The sequence below is a fragment of the Vibrio salilacus genome (assembly GCF_002811245.1).
Lineage (GTDB): Bacteria > Pseudomonadota > Gammaproteobacteria > Enterobacterales > Vibrionaceae > Vibrio > Vibrio salilacus.
On the sequence record NZ_NIVQ01000004.1, the window covers coordinates 164,411 to 181,012 of the forward strand.

Annotated in this window: 13 protein-coding genes; 9 read left to right on the plus strand and 4 right to left on the minus strand. The window is 46.2% G+C overall.

Going from position 1 to position 16,602, the window contains the following annotated elements:
• Positions 1-37 precede the first annotated feature (37 nt).
• The 5 genes from CDZ87_RS04420 (at position 38) to CDZ87_RS04440 (ending at position 3,605) form a co-directional block, all read left to right on the plus strand.
• Positions 38-787 (plus strand): amino acid ABC transporter ATP-binding protein, encoded by a 750-nt coding sequence (locus CDZ87_RS04420; RefSeq protein ID WP_100752353.1) that lies wholly within the window; start codon positions 38-40, stop codon positions 785-787.
• A gap of 189 nt (positions 788-976) precedes the next feature.
• Positions 977-1,639, plus strand: a complete 663-nt coding sequence (locus CDZ87_RS04425) for a Bax inhibitor-1/YccA family protein (protein WP_038174795.1) — start codon at positions 977-979, stop codon at positions 1,637-1,639.
• Positions 1,640-1,767: 128 nt separating this feature from the next.
• Positions 1,768-2,097 (plus strand): TusE/DsrC/DsvC family sulfur relay protein, encoded by a 330-nt coding sequence (locus CDZ87_RS04430; protein ID WP_100752354.1) that lies wholly within the window; start codon positions 1,768-1,770, stop codon positions 2,095-2,097.
• A 48-nt stretch (positions 2,098-2,145) separates the two neighbouring features.
• Positions 2,146-2,307, plus strand: coding sequence for a hypothetical protein (locus CDZ87_RS16980; RefSeq protein ID WP_157806447.1), 162 nt, complete (start codon positions 2,146-2,148; stop codon positions 2,305-2,307).
• Positions 2,308-2,411: 104 nt separating this feature from the next.
• Positions 2,412-3,605, plus strand: a complete 1,194-nt coding sequence (locus tag CDZ87_RS04440; RefSeq protein ID WP_100752356.1) for a class I SAM-dependent methyltransferase — start codon at positions 2,412-2,414, stop codon at positions 3,603-3,605.
• A gap of 106 nt (positions 3,606-3,711) precedes the next feature.
• On the opposite strand, the gene CDZ87_RS04445 is transcribed toward CDZ87_RS04440, so the two are convergent.
• A complete protein-coding gene (locus CDZ87_RS04445) occupies positions 3,712-10,506 on the minus strand; it encodes an Ig-like domain-containing protein (RefSeq protein ID WP_100752357.1) in 6,795 nt (2,264 codons plus the stop codon).
• A gap of 417 nt (positions 10,507-10,923) precedes the next feature.
• Between CDZ87_RS04445 and CDZ87_RS04450 the strand changes: the two genes are divergently transcribed.
• The 3 genes from CDZ87_RS04450 (at position 10,924) to CDZ87_RS04460 (ending at position 13,298) form a co-directional block, all read left to right on the plus strand.
• Positions 10,924-12,228 (plus strand): TolC family outer membrane protein, encoded by a 1,305-nt coding sequence (locus CDZ87_RS04450; RefSeq protein ID WP_100752358.1) that lies wholly within the window; start codon positions 10,924-10,926, stop codon positions 12,226-12,228.
• A 1-nt stretch (position 12,229) separates the two neighbouring features.
• Positions 12,230-12,841, plus strand: coding sequence for an OmpA family protein (locus tag CDZ87_RS04455; protein ID WP_100752359.1), 612 nt, complete (start codon positions 12,230-12,232; stop codon positions 12,839-12,841).
• Between the two features lie 100 nt (positions 12,842-12,941).
• Positions 12,942-13,298 (plus strand): DUF2750 domain-containing protein, encoded by a 357-nt coding sequence (locus CDZ87_RS04460; RefSeq protein ID WP_100752360.1) that lies wholly within the window; start codon positions 12,942-12,944, stop codon positions 13,296-13,298.
• Positions 13,299-13,351: 53 nt separating this feature from the next.
• Here the strand turns inward: CDZ87_RS04460 and queC are convergent, their stop codons facing one another.
• Complete coding sequence (queC, locus tag CDZ87_RS04465) at positions 13,352-14,044, minus strand: 7-cyano-7-deazaguanine synthase QueC (protein ID WP_100752361.1); 693 nt, start codon at positions 14,042-14,044, stop codon at positions 13,352-13,354.
• 11 nt (positions 14,045-14,055) lie between these two features.
• Positions 14,056-14,724, minus strand: coding sequence for a 7-carboxy-7-deazaguanine synthase QueE (queE, locus tag CDZ87_RS04470; protein WP_100752362.1), 669 nt, complete (start codon positions 14,722-14,724; stop codon positions 14,056-14,058).
• Between the two features lie 156 nt (positions 14,725-14,880).
• Between queE and CDZ87_RS04475 the strand changes: the two genes are divergently transcribed.
• Positions 14,881-15,693, plus strand: a complete 813-nt coding sequence (locus CDZ87_RS04475) for a Cof-type HAD-IIB family hydrolase (protein ID WP_100752363.1) — start codon at positions 14,881-14,883, stop codon at positions 15,691-15,693.
• A 359-nt stretch (positions 15,694-16,052) separates the two neighbouring features.
• Here CDZ87_RS04475 and CDZ87_RS04480 read toward each other — a convergent pair whose 3' ends face one another.
• Positions 16,053-16,535, minus strand: coding sequence for a GNAT family N-acetyltransferase (locus CDZ87_RS04480; protein ID WP_100752364.1), 483 nt, complete (start codon positions 16,533-16,535; stop codon positions 16,053-16,055).
• Between the last annotated feature and the right edge of the window lie 67 nt (positions 16,536-16,602).

Consider the following 16,602-nt stretch of genomic DNA (forward strand, 5'->3'; position numbering starts at 1 on the left):
TTGACGGAATTGGTAGCAAAAAATTCAAGGACGTATTATGACGCAACAACAAGATTATATGATCCAAATTAAGGATATGAACAAGTGGTACGGCGAGTTTCACGTACTAAAAAACATTAATTTAAACGTAAAACAAGGCGAGAAAATCGTTATCTGTGGCCCATCAGGTTCAGGTAAGTCAACGATGATCCGTTGTATTAACCGTTTGGAAGAACACCAAAAAGGTCAGATTATTGTCTCTGGCAACGAGCTGACCGAAGACTTAAAAAACATCGAAGCCGTTCGCCGTGAGGTAGGAATGTGTTTTCAACACTTCAATCTGTTCCCTCACTTAACGGTACTCGAAAACTGTACCTTGGCACCAATTTGGGTAAAGAAAATGCCTAAAGATGAAGCTGAAGCAGTGGCAATGAAATATTTAGAACGCGTTAAGATCCCAGAACAAGCCGAAAAATACCCAGGTCAACTCTCTGGTGGTCAACAGCAACGTGTCGCCATTGCTCGCTCTTTATGTATGAATCCACAAGTGATACTGTTTGATGAACCAACCTCGGCACTTGATCCTGAGATGGTACGTGAAGTATTGGACGTTATGGTTGAGCTCGCAGAAGAAGGCATGACCATGCTTTGTGTCACTCACGAAATGGGATTTGCGAAAGAAGTAGCTGATCGGGTTATCTTTATGGATGCGGGTGAAATAATCGAAGAAAACAACCCGGTTGATTTCTTCGAAAACCCACAATCAGATCGAACGCAAAACTTTTTGGCGCAGATTCTGCACCATTAATAGTAAAGTTTGCTCAATGGGCGACTTCGGTCGCCCTTTTTAGTTGTTATATTGTGTTACATCTTTCAAAATACATAAGCATCTATTTCTATTATTATTTTACTAACGACTCATCTCGTTGGGGCTTGATCTTTTTGTTACTCGGCCTCATATATGTTGGTATAAACATAAAACCTTACGAGGAAGATTATGAACAGTCCTATGTTTACCCGCACTTCAACACAAGAAAGTGCTCTGCAAACGAATAAAGTATTACGTAATACCTACGCTCTACTGTCAATGACACTGCTTTGGTCTGCGGTTGTTGCTGGTGTTTCTATGGCGATGAACCTTCCTCGTCCTGGAATCATCATCATGCTCGTCGGTTTCTACGGCCTGTTATTTTTGACTGAAAAGAACCGCAACAACAGCATGGGCCTCGTATTCACATTCCTGTTTACTGGTTTCATGGGCTACACCATTGGCCCAATTCTTAATGCTTATATTGGCGCTGGGATGGGTGATGTTATCCTGATGGCACTTGGTGGTACCGCACTGTCGTTTATGGCAGCATCGGCTTACGCTCTAACAACTAAACGCGATCTTTCGATGATGGGTGGCTTGATGCTATCACTATTCGTTGTGCTTGTTGTTGGTATGATTGCGAGCTTCTTTATTCAGTCAACGATTCTTCATCTTGCACTGAGCAGCTTGTTTATTGTGTTCTCTACCATGGCTATTTTGATGACAACGCAGGGCATCATTCGCGGTGGTGAGTCAAACTATATCTCAGCGACCATCACGCTGTATGTGTCAATTTACAATATCTTTATCAGCCTACTAAGCATTCTAGGCATTATGAACGACGACTAATCACTGTCGATTTCAGATGAATCAAAAGCCCGAAAACCTGATTTTCGGGCTTTTTGCTACTTGTCATATTGTTTCTTCAAGGTAAGCTGCGCTACCCTAACTGATATCATTGGTTTTAGGACAAAAAGATGTTTGAGTACAACGGCAAACAAATCGAAACTGACGCTCAGGGCTACCTACTTGACCATACACAATGGCAAGAAGGCATGATCGAGATATTAGCCGAGCAAGAAGGTATTGAACTCACCGACGCACACCTTGAGATCGTGCATTTTGTACGCAGGTTTTACGAAGAATTTAACACCTCTCCGGCAGTACGTATGCTCGTGAAAGCGTTGGAAAAAGCGCACGGCCCCGAGAAAGGCAATAGCAAGTATCTGTTTAAACTTTTTAAGCAAGGGCCAGCCAAGCAAGCCACCAAACTTGCAGGTCTACCTAAACCAGCCAAGTGCTTGTAGCCAGCCTATCGCTATAGAATTTTAAAGCCTTTATAAGGTTTATAACAGATGGACTCCCGCACTACTGAATCAACCCGTGAGGTGCGCGGTCCATCTTTTAACCACATTGCCAAGGCTTCGATTTTATCTGGGCTTCCTGACGCAACCAACTCGAACATCACGCAACTTCGTAGCCAGATTAACCAATGGAAACCTTACTCACTGGGCTAAAAACCTAAACTAGCGAGCTGCTACTCAGTGGCTCTTTTATTTGCTTTTCCAAGGCACATCTTACAAAATACCCCTCCTTTCAAAACAGACAATTGAGCAGTGCAATGACTCCAGCTATCTATCTCGTCAAAGGCCGTGATAAATCTCTTCGCCGCAAACACCCTTGGGTATTTTCTCGTGGTGTTCACAAGGTGGAAGGTGAGCCAAAACTCGGTGAGACCGTTGATGTCTTTACTCATGACGGAAAATGGTTAGCAAAAGCGGCTTACTCACCAAACTCGCAAATTCGCGCTCGTGTATGGAGCTTTAAAAAAGAGTCAATAGATACTGCATTCTTTGTTAAACGCATTCAGAATGCTCAACTGCTGCGCGAAGACATTATTCAACGCGACGGTTTAACTGGCTACCGACTTATCGCCGCAGAATCTGACGGCTTGCCGGGCATCACTATCGACAAGTATCAAGATTACCTAGTGTGTCAGCTACTCAGTGCGGGCGCGGAGTTCCATAAACAGTCATTAATTGACGCATTAGTACAAGTGTTTCCTCAATGCAGTGTCTATGAACGCTCTGATGTGGCCGTGCGCAAGAAAGAAGGACTTGAAGAGACGACAGGGGTTTTACATGGTCAGGAGCCTCCTAAATCAGTCGTTATTGAAGAGAACGACGTCAAAATTAGTGTTGATATTATCGGTGGTCACAAGACGGGGTTCTATCTCGATCAGCGCGACAGTCGTCAACAATCAATGAAGTACGTACAAGATAAAGAAGTGCTGAACTGTTTCTCTTACACCGGAGGCTTTGGCCTATACGCTCTAAAAGGCGGAGCAAAGCGCGTGATCAATGCCGATGTTTCTCAGCCAGCTCTGGATACCGCTAAATACAATGCTGAACTCAATGAATTTGATATCTCGAAAAAACGTGCCGTGTTCTTAAATGCCGACGTATTCAAGTTGCTGCGTGAATATCGCGATCAAGGCACTCAGTTTGATGTGGTTATCATGGACCCTCCTAAGTTCGTTTCAAGTAAGAACAACTTAACATCAGGCGCTAATGGATATAAGGATATCAACATGTTAGCGATGCAGATCTTGAAGCCGGGCGGCACCCTACTGACCTACTCTTGCTCTGGGCTGATGAGTGGCGACTTATTTCAAAAAGTGATTGCTGACGCTGCCTTAGATTCAGGACGCGAGGTGAAGTTTATCGAACGTTTCGAACAAGCCGCCGACCACCCTACCGACAGTGCATATCCAGAGGGTTTCTACCTTAAAGGGTTTGCTTGTAAGGTGTTGTAAGTATATGTGACCAACAACGAATATAAAAAACCACCTTATAACTGGTGGTTTTTTATAGGCGTAATAAATCAGCCGGAGTTCAGAAATGACTCCGGCTGTCGTTATTTTAGTACTTTAAATGTTCTAAGCTATCTACCAAACTATTAGTGATATCTGTAGCGGAAGCACCATTGAAATCGATGGTTAATGTATCAGCCCCCTTTTCAATCGTCATGGTTGATGTGCCACTTGCTTCTGTGACCGATATTTTAACACTGTCTGTCTCACCAATATGATCAGAACCAGTCACAAGCTCATCCAATAACTCCGTAATGTCCTCTCTTGATACATCATTAAACAAATCGGCCAAATCAAGTTTATCGTTTTCTGTTGCATCAAAGTCGGTAACGCGATCATGCTCTGTCGCCATATCTACCCATTTGAAGATGTCAGCGCCATCTCCACCAATCAAGATGTCATTACCTAAGCCACCGATGAGGATGTCATCGCCACCTTGACCGTAAAGGATGTCATCTCCCTCTCCACCCTTGAGGATATCGTTTCCGCCACGGGTATCACCGTCGACATTAAACAACGCGTGGTTGTCTTTGATGTACTGATACAGATCAATATCGGATGGCGCTGCGCCATTTTTCATTTCAAGGAACGTGGTTAACGCATCCACACCCGAACCATCTGGCAAGGATTCTGGTCGTGTCAGGCCATTTTCATCCCAAGGTAGATTGTCAGTGTTAATGGTATCGCCAAAGAGTATGTCGTCACCGGCATTACCTATTACCTCATCATCACCGACTGGGAGCATATTAATCTCTTGAGCCCCTCCATTAAGCGCAGCATCGAGATCATTGGCTGTGTTAACGATTTCAACATCCCCAGTTGGCGCTGTTACTGTCCGCCCCCTATGATCACTCCACGTGGCTGATCCAGACACATGGGTATTGTCAAAAAATCTGAGAGTTTCAGCATTTACACCATCCCCTATACCAATTGCACGCATTGACGACATACTTGATAGCGTCTCGAATGACTTAACGGCATCATTGAGATCGTGGTACTCCATTACAGAGCCGTCATTCAACCATGGGTGGCTATTTGAGAGCGTCGGCTCTCCATCAGTTAAGAAGAAAGACAAGTTTTCACTGTTTGCATCCGAGTGCGTGTTGAACCATGAAGACGCCTGATTGAAGGCAGCTTCGTAGTTAGTTGCCCCACCAGATTGAAGAGAGTCAATAACATGATCAACATATTTATCATGCTGCCGCTCACTTAACTGGGTAAAGTTATCGAGATTGATTCTTAAACTCGCTGAAGAGTTAAAGTCTACCAATGCCAGATTAATCGTGCCTGGATGATCAGAAATATTCTCCAACATCGACTTCAACGACGTTTTCAACACGTCGAGTCTCGATTCAGAACTTCCTGGCTCTAAATCAGACCCCATGCTTCCTGATGTATCGACAATCAACGCGATATTGTAGTTTGTTGGCGCGGTCGAGTTAACTTCCACACCACCAATGTCACCGAACAAGACATCATTGCCAGAGCCCCCTTCAACCGTGTTGTCACCATTAGGATTACTAGGTGGCATCACTACGCCCCCCGGCTGTGTGGTTGCGTATTCAGGTAAATCAACAGGCTCGCCGTTTTCATCGACTTCAGTCGCACCAACAGTCACGGATAAATCAGGGGCACTTCCCTCAGGCAACTCAAGCGTAACGGAGAAGCCGGCATCTGAATCAGGATTTGGCTGCAATGCATCAATTGGCACTTGCCAATCACCTGAATCGAGCTGCTCGCCATCTGGTACGCTGCCTCCTTCAGGAATTCCCGATATAATCACTGATGTGATTTGTTCAGAGCCGTCGTTATCGTTCAACGTCACATCAACGTCCAGCTGCACAATATCCGCAACTTTAGTCAGTTCACCTTCGTCAACGACATACTTACCATCGGCAAAATAGACAGTTTCGATACTGTATAGATCATGATTGGCATTTTGTGTTTGCCCATTTTGGTAGACCAAGCGAAAGGCATCATCAAACCCATTAAATTCCATCTTCTGATAGTCACTGCGATTACCTTGAAGGTAGACGGTGTCATCACCATTTCCTCCATAATAAGCCGTTGAGGCAGCACTCGCATTTCGTGATACAAAGACGTCATCACCATCATTTCCACGCAACGCATATGAACCATCACCAGTACCACCAACAATGAGATCATTACCATTGCCGGTATTTACTTCAACAGCACCAGAGCTACTATCACTAATACTAACTATTTGATCATATTGGTTAGATGACCCGCCATTATGCTGCTCTGCGTAATCGACAAGCTCATTTACCGAGTGGCTATCGCCTGAGTACGACAAAGAAGCAGACACAGACAAACCGTTAGAGATCGGCAACACAGAAATTGGAATCTCTTCCGTAACACTCGCCGTGTCACCGTTGCCATTCTCAGTGCTGGTTGCCGTCACTTGAAGGTTGATCTCTCCTTCATATGGCTCAGGCACCGAGATAGAAAGGTTAGACAAGTCCCACCCCTCAAGAGAGATAGAGCCACTCTCAACAACCACCTCTTGATTACCGTCGGACAATGTCGCTCCTTCAGGAATATCATCTAACGTGAGAGTCAGCTCCTCAGAGCCATCTTGATCCACTAGGCTGGCATTGATGACAGGTAGCTTAATCGGCTGACCAGCATGCCCTTCTCCTGGCTCATTGAGGGTGTAATAACCACCGTCCCCATCACCATAATATCCTTTGACACCCAAGCCAGCATCTTCTAGCGCATCGGTATTTGGTGCGAGATTAAAGTTGCTCGCATTTAGGTCAATAGCAGCGCCATTGTCTACGGCGACTTCAATATCAAATCCGCCAGGACCGTTTTGGTTGTGGGTATAAACGTCTAACGAATAATAGCCACTTTCTGATGGCGTAAATTCGCCGCTGAATTGGCCGTTTCCGTTTACACCACCAGGAGATGAGCCTTGGCTGCCATACCGTCCCTCGGCAATCACTTCGCCACCAATGACGATTGCAGCACTGTCATCCGCATAACCGCCAAAGCTGTAGCTTTTACCTGCTTCTAGATAGATCAATCCAGAAGTGAGCATCGCCTGATCAGAGCCTAAACCTGAATAGGTATTAACAGCGACATCTTTAGTTGTTGATTCAGCGTCTGCTTCCCCGGCACTGTTCACCGCATTCAACAGGGTTTCAGCATCGACACCGTTCCCGTTCCCATTAGGCGTACCAACGTCAACTAAATTCCAGGTTGAGACATTAAGATTCGTGGACACAAAGTCCAACTCAAGGGTGCCCAGTGATAACTCAGGCGCATCAGCCACTGGCGTCACACTAATATCGAGTGTCGCCTGCGCGGTATCGCCATATTCATCTTGAACGACGTAGGTGATATCCGGTACGTCACCACTCCAATGTTCTACTGGCGTAAAGGTATAATCACCATTTTCGCTAATTGTAACTTCACCTAAATCCGCGATTGTGGCTGATTCACCAGCAGCGTGGATTTGGCCATTAATGGTGAAGGTGGTGACGGTGAGCGAATCTCCATCGCTGTCGGTTGCGTTCCCATCTTGCAACAAATTACCGGTTAATTCGACGTCTTCATCTGTCGAAATAATTACGTTGTCTGACTCAGGCGCGGAGTTAATTCTCGCGCTGTCATTGCCAGGTTCTGATGTGTTGCCGTACTGATCTTCCAGCTCTGCTGTCACGGTGAGGGTTTCACCCTCCGCTGGGGCATCGAACGAGGTCGTTACACTGCCGTTGCTGATGTCGGTGTCGACCAACACGATCTCGTTGGTGGTGGTGCCATCGCTGACTAGGATAATGTCGCCCACTACAGCTCCAAGGGGTAGACCAATGAGGACATCAACCTTACCATTAAGCTCGCTGGTAGTAATAACACCATCATCATTGGCGTCTTCGCTAATATCCACCGTTGGCGTGAAAAGCTCTTCGATGCGTTTTTCATCGCCATCAATATTGATTAATTCAAAATCACGCAGCTCAATACGATCCCCAGTATCACTGTTTTCGACAATGAGATAACCATTGATGTCTTTACTAAAAGACAAATGATCAACATTGGTATTAAAGACGGCTTTATCAGTACCCACACCACCATCAATGACCAGTTGATCATTCGCATCATCGGCTATGATATTTACCGTATCGTTACCTGCACCAGTTAGGACATAATCATCGCCAGTTTCGGTATTCGCATTCGTCCACTCACCGTGCCAGTAATGTACCGACTCTGACGGATCGCTCTGATTACCGGCAGCATCACTTTGTATTGCCTCTAAACGTACATTGTCATTCGTGCCGATTTCTTCGATCCCCTCGAGCTCAACGGTCCACGAGCCATCCTCAGCCACTGTTGCTTGAGCAAGAGGTGTTCCACTAACGCCTTCGAAATAAATCGAAATCGTTGCTCCAGGTTCACCGGTACCGTGCATAGTAACATCGCTGTAATCACTACCCGCTGAGTCATCGGTGATATTGGTGATGATTGGTGGGTTGGGGACGTCAGTATCCACCTCGTAACCACCGTCTTTGTTGTCTCCGCTTGCCTCGGTCGTCGCCGTGAACGGGTTGCCCGCTTCATCGGTGCCACTCACGCTCGCCACGAGGGTGCTGTCCGCATCCGCCACAAGGTCACTGCCTTGCACATCGATGCTATACACCAACTTGCCTTCTGCGTCTGCGAACACCTTGCCTGTGTACGTGGTTGCCTCTTGGCCTTCGGCTTTCAGCGTCAACGTCACCGTATCACCTTGTTTCGCGTCGCCACCCACTGTACCCGTAATGGTCACGTCACCATCCGCTTCGTCCGCGTTCACGATGTCGTCGCCTGCGATGGCGTCGATCGTGATGGTCGCCGCCGCCACGGTATCGATGGTCACTTCTAGTGCGTCTGATGTGTCGCTATTACCCGCCTTATCGGTCACTTTCACGCTCAAGTCGTAAGTGCCGTCTTCCAGCTCCGCGCTCGGGGTGAACTGCCACGTGCCGTTCACGTTTTCCAGCGTGCCATCAAGGGCGACGCCGTCTTTCAACACCACGATGTCCTCGGCCGCAACATCACTGTCGATGTTGCCCAGTGCGAACGTCGGCGTCGTATCGTTGGTCAGGTTGTCTGTGTCGCTGTCGCCGCTGTCGCTCGACGCAACCAGATCGATGGTCGGTTTGCTGATACCCGTATCCACCTCGTAACCACCGTCTTTGTTGTCTCCGCTTGCCTCGGTCGTCGCCGTGAACGGGTTGCCCGCTTCATCGGTGCCACTCACGCTCGCCACGAGGGTGCTGTCCGCATCCGCCACAAGGTCACTGCCTTGCACATCGATGCTATACACCAACTTGCCTTCTGCGTCTGCGAACACCTTGCCTGTGTACGTGGTTGCCTCTTGGCCTTCGGCTTTCAGCGTCAACGTCACCGTATCACCTTGTTTCGCGTCGCCACCCACTGTACCCGTAATGGTCACGTCACCATCCGCTTCGTCCGCGTTCACGATGTCGTCGCCTGCGATGGCGTCGATCGTGATGGTCGCCGCCGCCACGGTATCTAGAGTGAACGTCAGCTCGCTGCTGCCTGATGTATTACCCGCTGCGTCGGTTTGACGAACGGTGATCGTGTTGTCACCTTCCGTTGGTACTGGTGCGGTTGTCGTCCAGTTTCCGTCAACGAGGTATTCTACTGTCGCACCCTCTTCTGTGCCGCCGACTGTGAAGCTGCCGTCGTTGGTTAAGAAGTCATCCGCCGCTGAGCCAGAGTCCGTATCAAGTGTCAGTGTTGGCGCATCTGGAGCTGTTGTATCGATTTCAAGAGGCACCTGATTAGACACCGGCCCCACGTTACCCTGCGGATCGGTAATTTGAGCTTCGTATGTATACGTTCCATCTTCTGGTGTAGGTACGGTGATAACTATCGTGCCGTTATTGAAATCATCACGCGTGATTTCACGTTCGCCGACTTGTTGACCATCTTGGTCACGTAGAACCAAGGTATCGCCAACACCGGTTCCGCGCGGTAGCTCGATTGAAACTTGAATTCCGTCACTTGCCTCTGCTGCATTAACGAGACCGTCTTCACCTGCTTCGGGAATAGAGATAATTGGGGTTTCATTTACCGGTTGAATAGTTACATTAACGACAAGCGTGTCCGTTCCGCCATTTCCATCTGACACTTCGATAGTAAAGCTATCGCTTCCATTGAAAAACTCATTCGGAGTATAGGTCCAAGTACCGTCTGGGTTTACGATAGCAGTGCCGTTGGAAGGCGTAGAAGATTGAGAAAAGGTTAGGCTATCTTGGGTATTTTGGTCAGTCGCGGTGAGTGTACCGCTGATTGGTGTGTCTTCTTCTGTAATAACAGCAAGGCTTTCACCAAGGGGATCATCATTAAGGTCTGTAAATACCGGTTCGAATAAACGGAACTGTTCTAGCAGGCCAAGGCTTTGGGTTTGAGAAAGACCTAACGCTTCGAAGCCCGACGTGTCAAAATTGGTCGTGGCGATAGTTTCTACACCATCACGGGTAACGGAGCCCGATGCTGTCAAGCTTGATCCAGTTTGTCCACCGGCGGCGGTCGCGAATTCTTCACCAAGCTGGGTTGGGTCTTGACCTTCTTCTAAAGCAGCAAAGATATCCTCTATCTCGGCAGTGATGTCTTGGTTTTCACCTTCTTCGTTGACTTGCTCAACTTGGAAAGGCAACGCCTCTGATACCATCTGTTCATTACCTTGAACGATAAGTTCACCGGGCTTTGCAAGCTCACCTTCTGCGAGTACACGAACATTACCGTTAACATCGATAACGATAACTTGGTTGGCCGCAAGATTACCCATTGCTACGTAACTACCAAAACCCATAATAAAGCCCTTTATCCTTGACTGCTTTTCTATTCAACTCGGCCACCAATAAACACTTGGTTACCTTTAGATATTTATACTCGATAAATTACCATTTTTAACAAGTTGACCAAACTCATTTTTTGCGTAAATACCACTTTAAGCGTGATACATATGACATTTCTCAACATTGAGAACGTGAAGCAGCCTCACAATTCTCATTCCACATTGTTAATAAAATGTTTCCTAAATTATAGTTGATGGATAATTATTATCACATAAGGTATTTCATGTGTTAGCACAGCAAGTTACTGCTTTTAATTCGTTATTACCCATTAATAATGTTATTTTATTCGCACTAAAGATAAGTTTATCTCACTAATGAGACAGTAAAGTTGAGTAGTATCCTCAATTGAAAGCACTTCGAGGAGAGTCAAAGTGAATTGGAATAAGTTGAAAGTACTAAGCTGCGCCGTAGCCCTTAGCTTTCCAGCACACAGTCAAACATTAGAGCAAGCCGTCGCACTGACGATTACGACAAACCCTGAAATCAAAGCATCTTACAATGAGTTTAGAAGTAAATATTTTGATGCTCAGGCTTCAACAGGTGCTTATATGCCTAAGTTGGATTTAGATGCTGGTATTGGTTATGAAGCTGTGGATCTCGCCTCTGGTACAGAAGACCAGTTAACCCGTAAAGAGGCAACGCTTTCTCTGACACAATTAATCTGGGACGGTTCTGCGACCTTAAACGATATAGATCGCACGGCTGCAGATGCTGAGTCAGTGCGTTTTCAGCTACTCTCAGCGGCGCAAGATATCGCCCTTGAAGTGACTAAAATCTACCTTGATGCAACCAAGGCTTACGAAATTCTTGCCCTATCTGAGAGTAACTTAGCGGTACACAAAGACATCCACCGTGATATTAAGAAACGCGTGGATTCCGGCATTGGTTCTACAGCAGACTTATCACAAGTTGAGGCTCGTTTGGCCAAAGCACACGGCAACCTGCTCGCTGCACAAAATAACTTATTTGATGTCCATACCCAGTTTAAACGTTTTGTCGGCCAATCACCGCAGGGACTTACCTTCCCAAGAGCCGATCAAACCGCAATTCCATACACGGTAGACGAAGCACTGCAACAAGCGTTCAATAAACACCCAGTCATTAAAATTGCCCAAGCAGACGTTGATTCCGCTCGCTTCCAGTACGACCAAAGTAAAGGGGTTAACTACCCAACCCTATCTATCGAAGCGAATCAAACCTGGCGCGATGATGCTGGCGGTATAGAAGGCAGTAGCGATGAGTTTTCGGCGATGTTGCGTATGCGATATAACCTCTACAACGGTGGTTCTGACTCAGACCGCAGCGAGAGTGCCGCTTACCAACTGAATAAAGCAAAAGATTTCCGCGACCGTACTTTCAGAAGTGTTGAGGAAGGTTTGCGCCTTTCTTGGAGTGCACTAGACCTAACGGTACAGCAAAAAGAGTTCTTAGCTGACCACGTAGACTCGGCATCGGAAACCGTGATTGCGTACCAAAAGCAATATCGCATTGGTCAACGTACCCTACTTGATCTACTCAACACCGAGAACGAATTGTTTGAAGCACGTAAAGGCTACCTTGATGCTAAGTATGATGAACAATACGCCAAGTATCGTGTCATGAATGCGGCTGGTAATCTGTTAGTAGCATTAAGAGTAGACACACCTGAAGAGTGGAATGAGGAAGTAGAGTATTAATATGAATAACACACTATTATCACTGCTTGTCACAACGGCTTTGATCGCTAGCCCGGTGATAGCTGCAGACTCGTATGACTACATTGAAACGCCGATTCCAAATCAGATCGATGATTTATTGGATGAAGATAAAGATGGCGTGATCAATGCCCGAGATTTGTGCCCTCAAACTCCTACTATAGCCGAAGTCGACAACGACGGTTGTGCCACTTATATCAAAACACAACAGCAAATGGATTTGCATATTCTATTTGCTAATGACTCCGCACAGATTCAGCCCGCTTTCTTAGCACAAATACGTGAGATGTCGGCGTTTCTTGATACTTATCCCTCAACGTCGATTGAGCTAAGGGGTTATGCAAGTAAAATAGGCAATTCTCAATATAATCTGGCACTATCGGAGCGCCGCGCTCAAGCGGTTGAAGACGCTTTATTATCCAATGGCGTAGCTTCACAGCGAGTACGCATTATTGGCTTTGGTGATGCCGCACTTGAGGCTTATGGTGATGACGAAATTAGTCACGCAAGAAACCGTAAGGTAGTGGCTACGGTCATCGGCCATAAAGGCAGCGTTAAAGAACAGTGGACAATCTTTACCACGATAGAAAAGTAACTGGATACAAAGATTAAGGGAGCCAATGCTCCCTTTTTTATTGTGGCTTACTGTGTATGAGTGCTACCCTAGCAGCGATTCAATCTAAGAGAGCTATCAAATGAGCAAATTAACTTCTGATATTCAAGCAAACCTAGAACTATTCGTTGCAGAAACCAAGCAAAATAACTTGGTTTGGGGTATGCGCAATGAAGAAGGCTGGCTATCGTGCGATTCTACAGAATTTGAAAACAGTGAAGTAATGCCATTTTGGTCTTCAAAAGAAGAGGCTGAAACGCACAATGTAGAAGAGTGGGCCGATTTTGAAGTCCTTGAAATTCCGCTCGATATCTTTGTTGAGGATTGGTTACTCACACTTGCAGAAGATGGCGTCCTTATCGGTACTAACTGGAACGCTCAGCTAGAAGGCAAAGAAATGGAGCCTTCAGATTTAGCTAAGCTGTACATCGCTGAATAAAATGTCAGTCGTAAAAAAGCGTCTTTCAGACGCTTTTTTTTCACGATGCCGTATTAATTCATACTTTGCTTATGCTTTAGTTGCGCCATGATCGCTTCTCGATTATCAAGGTAATCGCTCAAACCCACTTTACGCAAATCACACGACGGGCAATCGCCGCAGCCATCGCCAATAATACCGTTATAGCATGTTAGCGTCTTTTCGCGCACCAACTCTAATGCCTGATATTGATCGGCTAACGCCCACGTTTCAGCTTTATTGAGCCACATCAGCGGCGTTGCGATTGTCAGCTCTCGACCCATTCCCTGTACCAAAGCATTGTTCATCGCTTTAATAAACTCATCACGGCAGTCTGGATAACCGGAAAAGTCTGTTTCACATACGCCAGTAATGATCGTCTCGGCGCCAATCTGATAAGCATAAATGCCCGCTAAGGTCAGAAAGAGAATATTGCGACCAGGAACAAAAGAGTTAGGCAGACCGTTTTCTTGTAGTTCATGTGAAACTGGAATATCGTCGCGCGTTAACGAACTGATCGCGAGTTCGTTTAACAACCCAACATCCATCACTTTATGCGCTTTCACGCCAAGTTCACTTGCCACGCTTTGCGCGACTTCAATTTCCAATTTATGGCGCTGCCCATAATCAAACGTGATGGCATGAACTTGATCGTACTCTTTCAGCGCTTGCACTAAGCAAGTGGTTGAGTCTTGACCACCACTAAATACAACAACGGCTTTTTCCATCTTAGTTTCCTTTACGCAATACTGAGATATTTGTGAGTCTGGATAGATAAGCGCCAGTTCCGGGCGATACACACGTCAATACATAATTGAGTTGCTCGCGGCTTTTGACTGATAGGCTGAAGTGCAATCGTCGTACTGGTACTCACCTCTGCCCGGTTAAGTAGCGCATCAAGTTGATCGATATCTTTTTGTGTCGCCACCGGGTGCTTAATTTCGTTTGCCCGCTGCAGAGCCGAATCAATGACTGGCAATTTTCCTTTCATCGCCACTTTAGGTGACACTGTCACCCATGTATTTTCTGTTGCCAATACCGGTGAAGTGCCACTGGTCTCAATTTGACACTGGCAGCCAATCGACTCAAACGCTTCAGTCAATGGCTGCAAATCATAAATACAGGGTTCACCGCCCGTAATAACAATATGTTTAGCACTGTAACTCTGCTGGTGATATTGATTAACGATTTCCTGAGCCGACATACTGCACCAAGTTGGCGAGTCTGCGGTTTTGATTAAGATGTCGCCGATGGAACGTTCATCTTCAGGCAATGCCTCCCAAGTTTGTTTGGTGTCGCACCAAGCACAGCCAACTGGACACTCTTGCAGACGCACAAAAACAGCAGGCACGCCGGTAAACACACCCTCGCCCTGAATTGTCTCGAACATTTCGTTAATCTTGTACAACGTTATCTCAGCCTAATCATGATCATTTTTTTGCAGGAACGAGACATTAAAGGAGACGCCTTGGAAGGTCAACTAATTCATAAATTGATCATTGTTACGACAGCCTTTATGCTGAGTTGTTTTGTTATTTTTGCAGCCAAACTATTTAGGTAAGTTATGTATAAATTAATCGCTCTTGATATGGATGGAACACTACTCACCAGTGATAAGACCATCAGTGAACCAACCAAAAACGCGATCGCTAAAGCTCGGCAAATGGGAGTTAAGGTAGTGCTCGCCTCAGGACGTCCACTCGATGGTATGCAGGCTAAACTAGACGAACTAGGCATCGCTGGCGATAACGAGTTCGTGGTCTACTTTAACGGGTCGATGGTCAAAGAACTAGGCAGCGGAAAGCTAATCCATACCGCGATCATCGATGGTGCTAAAGCAAAGCAGGTTGCTGAATTAGCGCAGCAGCTCGGTTTAGATTGTCATGCTTTTAGCCACCAGCATGGTTTAATTACACCAAAGTTGAACGAATATACGCACATTGAAGCAACCATTAACCAGATCCCAGTGACTGAGATGAGCTTTAGCCAACTTGAAGACGACCATCCGATCATTAAAGCTATGATTGTCGGTGAACCCGAAAAACTAACGGCATCGATTCGTGATATTCCTTCGACCTTTTACGATCAGTTTACGATTGTTCAAAGCGCGCCATTTTTCCTTGAGTTCTTGAATCTAGACAGCCATAAGGGTGTCGGTGTCGGCGCGATTGCTGAATACCTTGGCATTGAGCCCAAAGAGATAATCTGCGTCGGTGATGCTGAAAATGACCACCATATGCTCGAATACGCAGGGCTTGGGGTGGCGATGGAAAACGCCATGCCACAGACCAAAATTATTGCCGATCATATCACTGCAAGCAACAACGATCATGGTGTAGCCAAAGTGATAGAGGATTTCATTCTCAATACGCACTAGCCGATTGACCACTGCCAAGATTACTTAGCCTTGGCAGTGATTCGAAGCATTAGTGTAAACAGCACAATCAAGAGTGGGTATCGCAGAGCCTCGATGATCAGGCTCCCTAACCCGCTGCTGGAAAATTGTTCAGCAATCGATGACACATAGGAAATGTGTCACTAATAGCAGCAAGACGGTGGTGAGCATTGAAACCCATGTCATCTCTGCTTCTTGCTGCCACGTCATAATAACAGCAAAAATTGTCGATATCGCCACTAGCCATTAGGTAAATGTAGAGATGGGTCTAACCAAAGTGGTGATTGCACTCGCCACTAATAGCACCAACCTAACGAACGACTGCTTTGATCATTATTTAATCACGGCTTGTTGATTGCTTTTCTTAACCAATGGATATGGTGATCAAAACCTAGTCGCTGATAAAACTCAACCGCTTGCTGGTTAAAGTGCCACACCTCAACAAACACTTGCTGCACACCATAGTCATCAAAACGCTGTTCGATTTCGAGACATAGCTGCGAGGCGATACCTGACTTACGTTGCGCCGCAATAACATACAGCTCGTCGATACTGCCCATAGGAACAGGTTTACTGACTGATGAGATGAGCTCACAGAAATGCCCACTCACAAAACCAACGATGTGTGCATCAAGCGTCGCGACCAAAACCAAGCATTCGGGATCATCAAGGTAGCGCGCAATACTCTTTTCTTGCTCAATCTCCTGAGCACTTTTAAAGTGTTCTGGACATCGCTGATGATGTTCATCATGAAGCTGAAACATCAACTGATTGAGTGACTCTAAATCGTCGTGGTTGGCGGCACGTATCGTCGTTGGTTGCATGTGTATTTTTGCGTTAAAAATAAAGCACTAGTTTGGCGCGAACCCTTATATTTAGCAATAGAAAGCC

What these genes read in the sequence shown, in the direction of transcription:
- CDZ87_RS04420 (WP_100752353.1), top strand. Translation starts at nt 38, where the DNA reads ATGACGCAACAACAAGATTATATGATCCAAATTAAGGATATGAACAAG.
- CDZ87_RS04425 (WP_038174795.1), top strand. Translation starts at nt 977, where the DNA reads ATGAACAGTCCTATGTTTACCCGCACTTCAACACAAGAAAGTGCTCTG.
- CDZ87_RS04430 (WP_100752354.1), top strand. Translation starts at nt 1,768, where the DNA reads ATGTTTGAGTACAACGGCAAACAAATCGAAACTGACGCTCAGGGCTAC.
- CDZ87_RS16980 (WP_157806447.1), top strand. Translation starts at nt 2,146, where the DNA reads ATGGACTCCCGCACTACTGAATCAACCCGTGAGGTGCGCGGTCCATCT.
- CDZ87_RS04440 (WP_100752356.1), top strand. Translation starts at nt 2,412, where the DNA reads ATGACTCCAGCTATCTATCTCGTCAAAGGCCGTGATAAATCTCTTCGC.
- CDZ87_RS04445 (WP_100752357.1), bottom strand. Translation starts at nt 10,506, where the DNA reads ATGGGTTTTGGTAGTTACGTAGCAATGGGTAATCTTGCGGCCAACCAA.
- CDZ87_RS04455 (WP_100752359.1), top strand. Translation starts at nt 12,230, where the DNA reads ATGAATAACACACTATTATCACTGCTTGTCACAACGGCTTTGATCGCT.
- CDZ87_RS04460 (WP_100752360.1), top strand. Translation starts at nt 12,942, where the DNA reads ATGAGCAAATTAACTTCTGATATTCAAGCAAACCTAGAACTATTCGTT.
- queC (WP_100752361.1), bottom strand. Translation starts at nt 14,044, where the DNA reads ATGGAAAAAGCCGTTGTTGTATTTAGTGGTGGTCAAGACTCAACCACT.
- CDZ87_RS04475 (WP_100752363.1), top strand. Translation starts at nt 14,881, where the DNA reads ATGTATAAATTAATCGCTCTTGATATGGATGGAACACTACTCACCAGT.
- CDZ87_RS04480 (WP_100752364.1), bottom strand. Translation starts at nt 16,535, where the DNA reads ATGCAACCAACGACGATACGTGCCGCCAACCACGACGATTTAGAGTCA.